Source organism: Bacteroidales bacterium (assembly GCA_018334875.1).
GTDB lineage: Bacteria > Bacteroidota > Bacteroidia > Bacteroidales > UBA12077 > JAGXLC01.
In genome coordinates, this window is record JAGXLC010000005.1 from 26944 (window position 1) to 38008 (window position 11065).

Annotated in this window: 12 protein-coding genes and 1 tRNA gene; 5 read left to right on the forward strand and 8 right to left on the reverse strand. The window is 39.5% G+C overall.

Translation table 11 applies throughout. The features are described 5' to 3' along the window. Window positions 1-2 precede the first annotated feature (2 nt). The 5 genes from KGY70_00965 to KGY70_00985 all read right to left on the reverse strand — a co-directional run bounded on the left by KGY70_00965 (window position 3) and on the right by KGY70_00985 (window position 4896). Window positions 3-983 (reverse strand): tetratricopeptide repeat protein, encoded by a 981-nt coding sequence (locus KGY70_00965; GenBank protein MBS3773735.1) that lies wholly within the window; start codon window positions 981-983, stop codon window positions 3-5. Between the two features lie 112 nt (window positions 984-1095). Continuing rightward, window positions 1096-1842 (reverse strand): 3-oxoacyl-[acyl-carrier-protein] reductase, encoded by a 747-nt coding sequence (gene fabG, locus KGY70_00970; protein ID MBS3773736.1) that lies wholly within the window; start codon window positions 1840-1842, stop codon window positions 1096-1098. Between the two features lie 537 nt (window positions 1843-2379). Then, window positions 2380-3258, reverse strand: coding sequence for an FKBP-type peptidyl-prolyl cis-trans isomerase (locus tag KGY70_00975; GenBank protein ID MBS3773737.1), 879 nt, complete (start codon window positions 3256-3258; stop codon window positions 2380-2382). A gap of 26 nt (window positions 3259-3284) precedes the next feature. Continuing rightward, window positions 3285-3863 carry an FKBP-type peptidyl-prolyl cis-trans isomerase gene (locus KGY70_00980; protein ID MBS3773738.1) on the reverse strand — a complete coding sequence of 193 codons (579 nt, stop codon included), beginning with the start codon at window positions 3861-3863 and terminating at the stop codon, window positions 3285-3287. Continuing rightward, the gene (locus KGY70_00985; protein ID MBS3773739.1) at window positions 3853-4896 is read right to left on the reverse strand and encodes a bifunctional oligoribonuclease/PAP phosphatase NrnA; all 1044 of its coding nucleotides are present in this window, start codon (window positions 4894-4896) and stop codon (window positions 3853-3855) included. The genes KGY70_00980 and KGY70_00985 overlap by 11 nt, the downstream gene beginning before the upstream one ends. 108 nt (window positions 4897-5004) lie before the next feature. Between KGY70_00985 and ndk the strand changes: the two genes are divergently transcribed. Further along, window positions 5005-5418 carry a nucleoside-diphosphate kinase gene (gene ndk / locus KGY70_00990; protein MBS3773740.1) on the forward strand — a complete coding sequence of 138 codons (414 nt, stop codon included), beginning with the start codon at window positions 5005-5007 and terminating at the stop codon, window positions 5416-5418. A 189-nt stretch (window positions 5419-5607) separates the two neighbouring features. Here the strand turns inward: ndk and KGY70_00995 are convergent, their stop codons facing one another. After that, a complete protein-coding gene (locus KGY70_00995) occupies window positions 5608-5898 on the reverse strand; it encodes a DUF721 domain-containing protein (protein ID MBS3773741.1) in 291 nt (96 codons plus the stop codon). Between the two features lie 14 nt (window positions 5899-5912). Then, window positions 5913-7016: a DNA replication/repair protein RecF gene (locus tag KGY70_01000; GenBank protein ID MBS3773742.1), complete on the reverse strand. Its 1104-nt coding sequence runs from the start codon at window positions 7014-7016 to the stop codon at window positions 5913-5915. Window positions 7017-7165: 149 nt separating this feature from the next. On the opposite strand from KGY70_01000, the gene KGY70_01005 reads away from it, so the two are divergent. The 4 genes from KGY70_01005 (at window position 7166) to KGY70_01020 (ending at window position 9977) form a co-directional block, all read left to right on the forward strand. Further along, complete coding sequence (locus tag KGY70_01005) at window positions 7166-7861, forward strand: tetratricopeptide repeat protein (protein MBS3773743.1); 696 nt, start codon at window positions 7166-7168, stop codon at window positions 7859-7861. A gap of 68 nt (window positions 7862-7929) precedes the next feature. Then, a complete protein-coding gene (locus tag KGY70_01010) occupies window positions 7930-8427 on the forward strand; it encodes a 6,7-dimethyl-8-ribityllumazine synthase (protein MBS3773744.1) in 498 nt (165 codons plus the stop codon). Between the two features lie 16 nt (window positions 8428-8443). Then, window positions 8444-8517: transfer RNA gene (locus tag KGY70_01015), tRNA-Thr, on the forward strand. A 68-nt stretch (window positions 8518-8585) separates the two neighbouring features. After that, window positions 8586-9977 (forward strand): MATE family efflux transporter, encoded by a 1392-nt coding sequence (locus tag KGY70_01020; GenBank protein ID MBS3773745.1) that lies wholly within the window; start codon window positions 8586-8588, stop codon window positions 9975-9977. Here the strand turns inward: KGY70_01020 and KGY70_01025 are convergent. Next, window positions 9955-10584, reverse strand: coding sequence for a hypothetical protein (locus tag KGY70_01025; protein MBS3773746.1), 630 nt, complete (start codon window positions 10582-10584; stop codon window positions 9955-9957). The two genes, KGY70_01020 and KGY70_01025, sit on opposite strands and share 23 nt — an antisense overlap. Between the last annotated feature and the right edge of the window lie 481 nt (window positions 10585-11065).

Below are 11065 nucleotides of genomic sequence, written 5' to 3' on the forward strand. Positions count from 1 at the left end.
TATCAGATGGGCATCTGTTGATCAATCTTTTCGAGTTTCTCTTTTCTTTCCTGAAGTTTATCCAGGTAATCACTGGTTCTTTTGGTATATCCAATATCCAATGCCTTTTCAGCCCATTCAATGGCCAGATCAATTTTTCCAAGCATTTCGCAAGCAAAGGCAATATTATGGGCAGCTCGGTAGGCAGCATCTTCACTGTTCAGCTTGAAATTTTTTTTCCATATATCGATGGCTTTTTGCCAGTTGTTATTTTCCACCTCTTCTCTTGCATGACGAAAATATCTGTTGCCGCGGATATAATAGAATCTTGATTCCTCTATCCAATAAGGGAACAATATATGGCCTATATCATTTCCCGACCAATAAGCAGCCGATGAAAAGGCTTCATTGATACCCACAAGTTCTCTAATTGCCTCTCTTTCATTACCTCCGAGTGCTTCCCATACAAATTGCTCTTCATAAGTGTGTTCATTGAAGATCGATTGAGAGGTGGGTTCGTAAATTTTCCATTCTACAAGAGAATGAATTTGATATACAAAATAAAAACCTTCATAGTCATAATCGTATACTATCTCCCGTTCCAGGCTGTCACTGAATTTTATCCGGTGAAATACCATCAGTGCATCCACATCTATACTGTCCGTAATTCGTTTGACCCGGCTCCATTCCACTGTATCTTTCCTGATGGTATCGGTATATTCCTCCAAAAGATTCAAAGCCCTTACATTGAATCGGGGAGATATTGCTGCAATATCTGTAATCCCTGTCCACAATTCCTTACCGGGAGTAGCCTCAATTTCATCATAGGTCCTGGTATTGATCGTTACCTCAGGTTCAGGCATAAGAATTCCCACAGAATACACATCCTCCGGAAAAGAAATGCCAGCGGGCTCCAGAACATCCGTGTTCATCTCACGAATGGGTGAACAGGAGAACAATATAAAAACCATTAAGGAAATACCAATTGCAACAAGTTTTCTCATAGTAATTGTCCAAATTACAAAAAATCCGGGAACCAGTCAAATCATTTTATTCCAAACCAAAACAACCGGTTCCCTTTGACATTCAATGGTTAAAACTATATCTAAAGTTAAATTACGTATTCATTCCGCCGCATACGTGAATGACCTGTCCAGTGATATACTCCGAAAGATCAGAAGCCAGGAACAAAGCGGTATTTGCAACATCTTCGGGTTTACCGCCTCTTTTCAGGGGAATATTATTGGCCCATTCATTTTTCACTTCCTCACTCAATTTACCGGTCATCTCCGTAATTATAAAACCAGGTGCCAAAGCGTTGCATCTTATATTTCTGGATCCCAATTCTTTGGCTACAGACTTGGTGAAACCAATAATCCCGGCCTTTGAGGCCGCATAGTTTGACTGGCCGGCATTTCCGCTAATACCAACCACAGAACTCATGTTGATAATCGATCCCGATTTTTGTTTGAGCATGCTCCGCTGAACTGCTTTTGTAAAATTGAATACCGATTTTAGGTTCACCTTTATCACTGCATCCCACTGATCCTCTGTCATTCTCATCAAAAGCGTATCCTGCGTAATACCAGCATTGTTGATCAGCACATCTATCTGCCCGAAATCTTTTAAAATTTCATTTACGGTATCCTCCGTTTTTTTAAAATCGCTGGCATCCGAAGCATATCCTTTACAATTAACACCCATCTGGTTAATTTGTTCTATGGTTTCCTCCATTTTTTCATTATACTCCAAATCGGTGATGGCTATGTTCGCACCATTTTCAGCAAATTTCAGGGCAATTGCTTTTCCGATGCCTCTGGCAGCTCCTGTAATTAATGCGGTTTTTCCTTCAACTAATTTCATAGTAATTCCTTTTTTGATTTGAGAACAAATTTAACAGCAAAATTATAATTATTATAAAAAGATGCTTATTTTAATTGAAGTGCGAATCCAACCTGGAATTTACAGATCTTAATATTAACCCCGACTTAGGTAGCCTGTCCCGAACTTGATTCGGGAAACTTAAATTTTTGAAAAAAATTTTAGTGAACCTTAGTCGCTGTCGGAGACAGTAATAATTCTTGAATTATTCGGGTTAAATCAATACTTCAATTAATTGAAATTATAATCGATATTTCAATAATTTTTAATTTTAAAACGACTAAGCAGTATAATGTATTTGACGGTTCAGGTCCGAAGTCATGTAGCAAAAAAATAAATGGTGGTCGTAACGGATCAAATTGAAAATTTAATTTATTTTCTTACAGTACTAAAAGATATATTATTTAAAGTAATAGTTCAAATTTAGTAACAACCAAAAACCCATCCGTGGTTTAAATAAGGAAACACCTGATAGCTAATCTGTTATTTGTATTTAAGATGGGTATGTAGCTAAATTTCTCAAACTGCTTTTCTTACATCCAACAGGGTAATTTCGTAGATTACTGATGTATAGGGAGGCACGATACCGGTGGAAGATCCTGTTTTTCCAAAGGCAACATCTGATTTCATTATAGCAAGGGCCCTTTCTCCTTCACGCATTCTACCAATTACTTCCTCCATACCTTTTATAACCTGCATTTCTTGACCATAGACAAATTCAAACGGTTTTTTTCTTTGTTTGGTTGAGTCAAAAAATTTCCCGTTTAAAAATTTTCCTTCATAATGTACCAATACGGTGTCACCTTTTTCTACTCCAGGCCCATTTCCTTCTTCAAGTGTTATGTGATAAATACCTGATTTTGTTCGATTTTCATTAAGCTCTTTTTCTTCCAGAAAATGTTGAAGCATTTCTTTTTCATAATCTCCAAAATCTTCTATCCATTTTAGGAATGCTTCCTTTTCTCTGATAAATTCTTCTTCACGCTGCACATCCATAAGGTTTACGGTAATTTTCATGCTATCCTCTTCTTGGAGAAAATCAGGAAGGGAGGTTTCCAGTGTTTTATTGAAAAAGGGATACGCCGGGATAATAAAAGTAGCTTTTTCTCCTTTTGAGAGCATCATTATACACTCATCAACAGAGCCTTTATACTTGGGGCGGGCTATCTTAACCGTCCTCCTTCCTTCGAAGAAAGTGGAATCTTCCATGGTTTGATAACTGAAATCGGCAGTAATGTAATCTCCGCTCTTAACTTGTTTTTCGTTTGATCCAAAGGAATGAAGTTTGTAGTAAACGCCGCTTTCGGTTTTGGAATAACCCGGATATTTTGTTTCATTACTGCAGGAAGAAAAAATGATAATATTTAATAAAGCAAACGGGATGAGAATCTTATTCATATTGTTCTTATTTATAAATTTAAGTACTATGGGGAAATTTTTCCCTTCGAAACTTCCTGCACGGTTAAATCATACACCAGTATAGCCCTGGCCGGTATTCTTTCAGAATCCCCCATAAGTCCGTGTGCTAAATGTGGTGGAATAATCAACCGAGCCTTATCACCCTGGCTAAGCAATTTCAATCCTTCATGGAGACCTGTCACTTCCTCTGTTGCTCCAACACGAAATATTTTTGCACCGGTAGAATCGGAAGTATAACAGAGCGTGCCATCCAGCAACCGGATCTCATAATCAAGCTTTACATAATCCCCTTCATTGACATTCGAACCGGTCTCGTTTTGATAAATCTGATACCAGAGCCCTGAACCTGTCTTTTGCATATTCCAGTCTCTTCTATTGATAAAGCTCCGTATTCTTTCCTCGTCTTTTTGGACCAGAAATTTGTTTACATCTTCCAGGCGCTTTCCGGCATTTTTTTTATTTACGGAAGATTTCGGAATTTCATCCTTCTGATAGGAATGATAGTAAGAACTGACAACGAGGATACCCCCTATAATAAGAACTGACAAAGCAATAATGATGATATATTTCTTTTTACCCCACATTGTGAATATGATTTTCCAGCAACTGTTTTTTATAATCAGGCAGGAGGTTTTCAAACTTTTCGAGGGTTTCATCCAGGGGAAATTCGGAATATCCACCTGCAGCATTCTTATGCCCGCCGCCGTTGAAATGTTGGGCTGCAAAAGTATTGGCTTGAAAATCACCCTTCGATCGAAAGGAAATCTTTATATGATCCTCCCGTTCAATAAATATAACTGAAAACATGATCCCCTTAATGGACAGCGGATAATTTACAAATCCTTCCGTATCGCCTGTTTTGTAATTAAATTGTTTGAGCTCATCCAAAGAGATGCTAATATAGGCGGCCCCAAATTCCGGGAAAACCCTCAGTTTTTGATAAAGACAATATCCCAGAAACCTCATTCTGTCAATGGAGTATTTATCGTAAACCCTCCAGTAAATTTTATCCTTGTCAATGCCGGTTTCTATAAGTTTGGAAACCACATAATATGTTTCCGGGAGGGAGCTGTTATAACTGAACGATCCGGTATCCGTCATAATACCTGTATAAAGACATGAAGCAACGGTTTTATTGATGGCCTTTTTTCCGCCAAGAGCGACCAGCAACTCATAAATTAATTCGGCGGTAGAACTTACCTGGGTGGTGCTTACAACAATATCGGCAAAATCTTCCGGATTTGGATGGTGATCCACCAATATTTTGGGAGTAGCTGAATTTTTTAAATTTTCTTCCAGTTGCTGCGTTCTATCCAGAACGTTGAAATCCAGAAATATAATCAGTTCGGCATTTGAAATCTTCTCAAGGGCTTGTTTATGATTCCTGGTGTCTACAATGATTTGCTCATTTCCCGGCAACCAGTAGAGAAAATCCGGATAATCATTCGGCACTATTACATTCACCTGATATCCTGAGGCATACAGATAATGGTAAAGGGCAAGTGAAGAGCCAATGGCGTCACCATCAGGATTAAAATGAGATACTATAAGAACATCCTGAACATTTGCCAAGTAATTTCGTATTGAAATAAATGAGGATGTATTGATTTTTTTCACAAAAAAGTTCGCCTTTATACTCTAAAAACTGACAAAATTAAAATAAATCATCAAAATTCGTATAAGTCATAAAAAATTTCTATTATTCGAATCCTTAAAACAATTTTTATGGAACAAACATTTGCCATTATCAAACCGAGAGCTTATGAAGAAAATCTTGCAGGAGCCATACTTAACATGATCACTTCTGCCGGTTTCAGGATATCCGGTATTAAAGCGCTCAAGCTGAACCGGGAACAGGCAGAAAATCTCTATGGCATCCATAACGGTAAAGCGTTTTATTCCAAACTGATCGAATTCATTACCTCTGGCCCTGTTATTGTTATGGCACTGGAAAAGGAAAATGCCATTGAAGATTTCAGAGATCTGATAGGCACCACCAACCCGGAAAAAGCTGAAGCCGGAACGGTAAGGCGTCTTTTTGGTCTGGATAAAACCAAGAATGCCATACATGCAGCCGATTCATCTGAAAACGCCCAAAAGGAAATAAATCTCTTTTTTTCAACGAATGAGCTTGTATAAAAGGTAATTAGAGTCTGTCTATAATATCCGCTGGCTGCGTTACGCTCGTTTTTCATGCCAGTCAATTATATTTGGTAGAGACGTACGGCCGTACGTCTCTACATTGGCATTCAAAACTCGCAAGCCTTGCCAGCGAACATTCTAGACGAGACTCTTTCAAATCTCCTTGACTTTATGGACAAACACTAATTATTTCAGAACAATATCTTCTATTATCTCTCCGCCGGCCTGTTCGTTCAGGCGCTTAACCAGATCGTCCCTGACCATGGAAAGCTCATTTCGTGCAATGGATGAATTGAGGTAAACAAATAGCTTCTTATCCTTAATATAAATTTTGTTTGTTTTATTGGAGATCATTTTACCGACAAGGGATTCCCAAGACTTGATCAACCTGACTTCTTTCAGTTTGTCATCAATATCCAATGCTTCCAGATATCTTTGGATTACCTCTCCAAGTGCTTGACTATTCTTCCTGCGCATGATGGTTTGTTTTTTTATTCTGTGATCTCACCGCTTTCTTTAACTCTAAATAAACGATAATCAATGTTGCGTTGGCTGAGTATGTTTAAAAGTTTTTCTTCGCTGGTATCCGTTATAAAGATCTGGCCGAAATTGTCATCGGAAACCAGGTGGATAATCTGCTCAACTCTTTGCTGATCAAATTTATCAAAAATATCGTCTAAAAGTAAAACAGGAGGCAAATCTTTTATTTTTTTTATGAATTCAAATTGAGCAAATTTAAGGGCCACCAGAAAAGTTTTCTGTTGGCCCTGAGAGCCGCTTTTCTTTATCGGGTGCCCTTCAATGGTGAGGTTAAGATCGTCCTTATGCACCCCTGTAGTAGTGTATTGAAGTATTCTGTCCTTTTCCATATTATCGGTAAGGAGTTTTCGCAACCCTTCCTTCTGAAGATGGGAGGAATATTCCAGACCCACCTTTTCTCTGTCTCCGGAAATGGTATTATAAAAAGTTTGGAAAACGGGTACAAGTTCCCTGGTGAATTGCTGTCGTTTTTCGTAGATATCCGAACCCAGGGATATCAATTGTTCATCCCAAATATCCAGTGTTTCGGGATTAAAATAATCTCTTTTTGCAAAATCCTTGAGCAGTTGGTTTCTTTGATTTAAGGCCCGGTTATAGCGTATGAGCTTCTCCAGGTAAGCCTTATCGTATTGTGAGATTACCCGGTCCAAATATTTTCTTCTTTCCTCACTGCCACCTGAGATCAGGTTCCCGTCAATCGGAGATATCATGACAACAGGCAGTAAACCTATGTGTTCGGAAAGTTTCCGGTAATTTTTTTTATTGCGTTTAAAAGTTTTCTTTTTGGCCTTATGGATAGAACAGTAGATTTTTTCAATCTTTTCCAACCGCATAAATTCGCCCTGTAAAACCGCAAATTCTTCGTTGTATCGGATGTTTTGAGAATCTACCGGATTGATATAGCTTTTACACATCGACAGATAGTAGATGGCATCAAGCAGGTTGGTTTTCCCTACGCCGTTGGCTCCAATAAAACAATTCATCTTTGAAGAAAATGTCAGATCAACCTGATAGTAGTTTTTAAAATTTGTCAGATACAACGATTTTAGATACATAAAGGGTTATTTAAAAAGGGGGCAAAAAAAGAAACATCACCAATTCTTAAAACGTTGGTAATTTTTTTAACCATGAATCTTTCTGTTTAAAGACAAAAAAATTACTTTTGCATTTCAAATTTCAAAATTAGACAAAAACATTAAAAAAAATGAGCAAAAAGAAAAAAGATAAACAACCAGAACAGCTTGAGTCAGTTGAAAGCGCATTGTCGCGAACCGAGCAATTTATTGAGAACAATCAAAAAATCATCACTACGGTGGTATTGGTTATTGTGATTCTGGTTGGAGCTTATTTACTCTTCACCCGATATTATTTGCAACCAATGGAAAATGAAGCAAGGGGGCAAATGTTCAGAGCAGAACAATATTTCGCGCGGGATTCATTTAATCTGGCTTTGAATGGTGATGGAAATTATCTGGGTTTTCTGGATATTATAGAAGAATATGGAATAACCAAATCAGCCAACCTTGCTCATTATTACACAGGTATTTCCTACCTTCGTCTCGGTCAATACGACAACGCCATAGAACATCTTGAGGATTTCAAGGTAAACGATAAAATTATCGAACCCCAGAAGTACGGGGCACTTGGAAATGCTTATCTGGAAAAGGGCAACCATGACAGGGCTCTTGATTACTATCAGGAGGCAATTGATTCCGACGATAATGCTTTTACCCGGCCGCTTTATATGAGTAAAGCCGCTTTTGTATATGAATTGGAGGGCGAATACCAACAAGCCATTGAACTTTATGAAGAAATTAAGCGCAAATATCCGGAATCCTCTCAGAGTGAAGAAGCCGATAAAAATATAGCGCGATTGAAAGTTCTTGCCGAGGAACAATAGGCAGATATTTCCCCCTGCCAAAAAGAGATTGGGAAATCATCTGCCACAACAATATAATAGACTGAATTATGGCGACTCATTTGAGAAATTTATCCGATAACCTCAATCAGGAGACCCCCTCCGCCTCCCAATTGCGTTTCGGTATTGTAGTAGCAGACTGGAACAGTGAAATCACGTCGAAATTAGAGGAAGGAGCCTTAAATCTTTTAAAAACTAAAGGAGCAGATGAAGACCATATTCTTGTCAATCATGTACCGGGAAGTATTGAACTCACCTTGGGAGCTCAATTGATGGCGGAATATCAGCAACTTGACGCCGTTATATGTTTGGGCTGTGTAATACAGGGCGAAACGCGCCACTTCGACTATGTATGCGATAGTGTAACCCAGGGAATCACCCAGTTAAATATCAAATACAATATTCCTTTCATTTATGGCGTGCTAACCACAGATAACTTCGAGCAGGCCCGGGACAGGGCAGGCGGAAAACACGGAAACAAGGGTGAAGAAGCTGCCGGCGCTGCGATCCGCATGGCCCATCTTAAAATGAAATTAAAAAACACTTAGGTTCCGGAAACATATTGCCGATGTAGCTCAGGCGGTTAGAGTGGCTGTTTCGTAAACAGCAGGTCGAGGGTTCGAGTCCCTCCATCGGCTCAATATTTCATAGTCCCTCACCTTTTAGCCCGGCATGTTGGTTTTTAGACCTTTATTTCATTATCTCTATGACAGCAAAACATTATGAGCTAGGTAAAGCCAATATCAACAGTTTATTGATCAAGCTGTCACTTCCCTCTATGTTGGCAATGTTCGCCAATGCCATCTACAACCTTGTAGATACCATTTTTGTAGGAAGAGGAGTAGGTTCACTGGGCATCGGTGCCGTGGCTATAGTGCTGCCCATTGTGGCCATTGTATCTTCATTTGCTCATCTTATAGGTATTGGTTCGGCTACATTGATGTCGAGGCAGTTGGGAGCCGGAAAGGAAAAATGGGTCAACCGGATTGCAGGCAATGGCATGTTCCTGGTTATTTTGGTGGGGATATTTTTTTGTGTAATCGGTGAAATTTTTACCGATCCCATTTTGAAAACTTTCGGTGCCACACCGGGTATTCTGCCCTATGCCCGTGATTTTGCACGCATTCTTTTTGTCGGTATGTTGTGGTTTCCTTTTTGTGTAAGTACCAGCAATTACTTGCGTGCCGAAGGAAATGCCAGGGAAGCCATGTATGCTATGCTGGTAGGCATCGGAGTCAATACACTTCTTGATTATATTTTTATTTTTCCTATGAATATGGGTATACAGGGAGCAGCCCTTGCTACCATACTGGGAAAGCTTACCACCTTCATTTATCTGATTGGTTACTTTACCAGCAGTAAAAGCATCATCCGGATAAGATTCCGGCATTTCCGCATCACAAAAAAGATACTTAAGCCCACCATCTCGGTTGGATTATCCGGATTTGGCATGCGTTCTTCAAGCAGTGTGGCCAATGTGGCCCTAAACCACATGCTGGGATTTTATGGCGGTGATATGGCTATTGCTGTGTTTGGAGTAATATACAAAACCACCCTGTTCCTGGGTATGCCCCTCTTTGGCTTGAACCAGGGAATGCAGCCGATTGTGGGATATAACTTTGGGGCGGAAAAGTATGACCGCATTCTGAAAACCATCAGACTGGGCTTTACCTACTCTCTGATCTATGGGATGATTGCCATAATCATTTTTGAAATTTTTCCCCGTGAAATTTTTTCACTGTTCACAAACGACAGTGCCCTTCTGTCCGAGGGCACACATGCAATGAAGATCGTTCTTTCCATGATGTGGCTGTTGGGCATCTCCATTAGCAGCACCGGTATTCATCAGGCCATGGGGAAACCCCGGGCTGCATTTTTCCTTGCCATACTAAGATGGGTGATACTGATTACTCCATTGATCTTTATTCTGCCACGTATCGGAGGACTGGGCCTGGATGGTATCTGGCTGGCTTTTCCTGTAGCTGACATGCTTGCAGCCTTTATTTCTTTACGGATTTTAACGCAAACCCTCAGAAAAAACAATATCCGTATCCGTCTTATACCAAAAATACCCCTCAGAAACCAAAACCGATTCTAAATATGGGATTCTCATAAGGCAGATAGGGCTTATGGTTCAGATTGTACAGCAACATGAAACTGACAAATCCTCCCTGTCCTAGCTCCTGCCGAAGGCCTCCGCCGACAAAATAGCTGTGTGCCCAGAAACGGGAACCGGAATGTTCACCATAAATATCTATTCTTTGAGGCATGTTGAGACCCTCATATTCCAGATGCGCTACCATCTGACCATGCATATTGAAAGGCAGGACCTTATTCAGATCTTTTATCACCTTAAAATCGGTAAAAACGTTTCCTCCGAAAATATGGCTTGAGATCCGCTCAGTGCTTATAAAAGACTCCCCAAGAAACGAGCGGGAATTGTAATACAAATATTTTAGTCCAACTCCCACGTCAAAACGTTCACTCAGATGATAACCCACCTGGGGCGCCACTTCTACCCTGGTGATGGTGCCAAATTGAGCCCATAAATAGCCTCCGAAGAAAAGCTTCTCTTTGAAGCTTTTTTCTTTTTCCTGTTTTTCTTCCTTATCCCCCTTTTTTTCACCTTCTTCTTCTTCCTGTGCCAAAACCGGTCCAACGAGGATCAATCCGAGTACAAATAAGATAAAATATTTTTTAATCATTTATTGTAAATTTTTTAATACACTAACATATTTTATTCCAAATTTATTAAAATATAACAAAAAGTGACCGATTTAGTGTATAAAAGTCACCCTTATTTTTTTGGAAAAAAACAAATTATAGTGGATTTTGGCCTGGAATGGACGGAAATAAATTCAGGGTTGTTATCCGTAAACTTAGATATTATCTAACCCGAATTATTCAAGAATAATTCTGACGCTATTGAAAAACCTGGCTTTTTGCTTCAATAAATTTCGTAAAAAGCCGGTTTTTCTAATGCGGGGTCGCCTGGATTCATCCCGCTAACCATCCCGCATTCATAAACTTTCCCGCTTAAACCAGCGGGATTCGTTTATGAATAATCCAGGCTAAATGCTGGAGAGCAAATTATTTATATTCAAGCGCTTCAGTTTCTCCTTTCAGTACCCGCAAACCGTTTTCGGCAAGCGCCTGCATTTCGTCTTCGCCGGGATATATAGCCAC

Bases quoted from the DNA above. Each gene is read 5' to 3' on its own strand.
- KGY70_00995 (MBS3773741.1), bottom strand. From the start codon at position 5,898: ATGCGCAGGAAGAATAGTCAAGCACTTGGAGAGGTAATCCAAAGATAT.
- KGY70_00965 (MBS3773735.1), bottom strand. From the start codon at position 983: ATGAGAAAACTTGTTGCAATTGGTATTTCCTTAATGGTTTTTATATTG.
- KGY70_01005 (MBS3773743.1), top strand. From the start codon at position 7,166: ATGAGCAAAAAGAAAAAAGATAAACAACCAGAACAGCTTGAGTCAGTT.
- KGY70_01025 (MBS3773746.1), bottom strand. From the start codon at position 10,584: ATGATTAAAAAATATTTTATCTTATTTGTACTCGGATTGATCCTCGTT.
- KGY70_01000 (MBS3773742.1), bottom strand. From the start codon at position 7,016: ATGTATCTAAAATCGTTGTATCTGACAAATTTTAAAAACTACTATCAG.
- KGY70_01010 (MBS3773744.1), top strand. From the start codon at position 7,930: ATGGCGACTCATTTGAGAAATTTATCCGATAACCTCAATCAGGAGACC.
- ndk (MBS3773740.1), top strand. From the start codon at position 5,005: ATGGAACAAACATTTGCCATTATCAAACCGAGAGCTTATGAAGAAAAT.
- fabG (MBS3773736.1), bottom strand. From the start codon at position 1,842: ATGAAATTAGTTGAAGGAAAAACCGCATTAATTACAGGAGCTGCCAGA.
- KGY70_01020 (MBS3773745.1), top strand. From the start codon at position 8,586: ATGACAGCAAAACATTATGAGCTAGGTAAAGCCAATATCAACAGTTTA.
- KGY70_00980 (MBS3773738.1), bottom strand. From the start codon at position 3,863: ATGTGGGGTAAAAAGAAATATATCATCATTATTGCTTTGTCAGTTCTT.
- KGY70_00975 (MBS3773737.1), bottom strand. From the start codon at position 3,258: ATGAATAAGATTCTCATCCCGTTTGCTTTATTAAATATTATCATTTTT.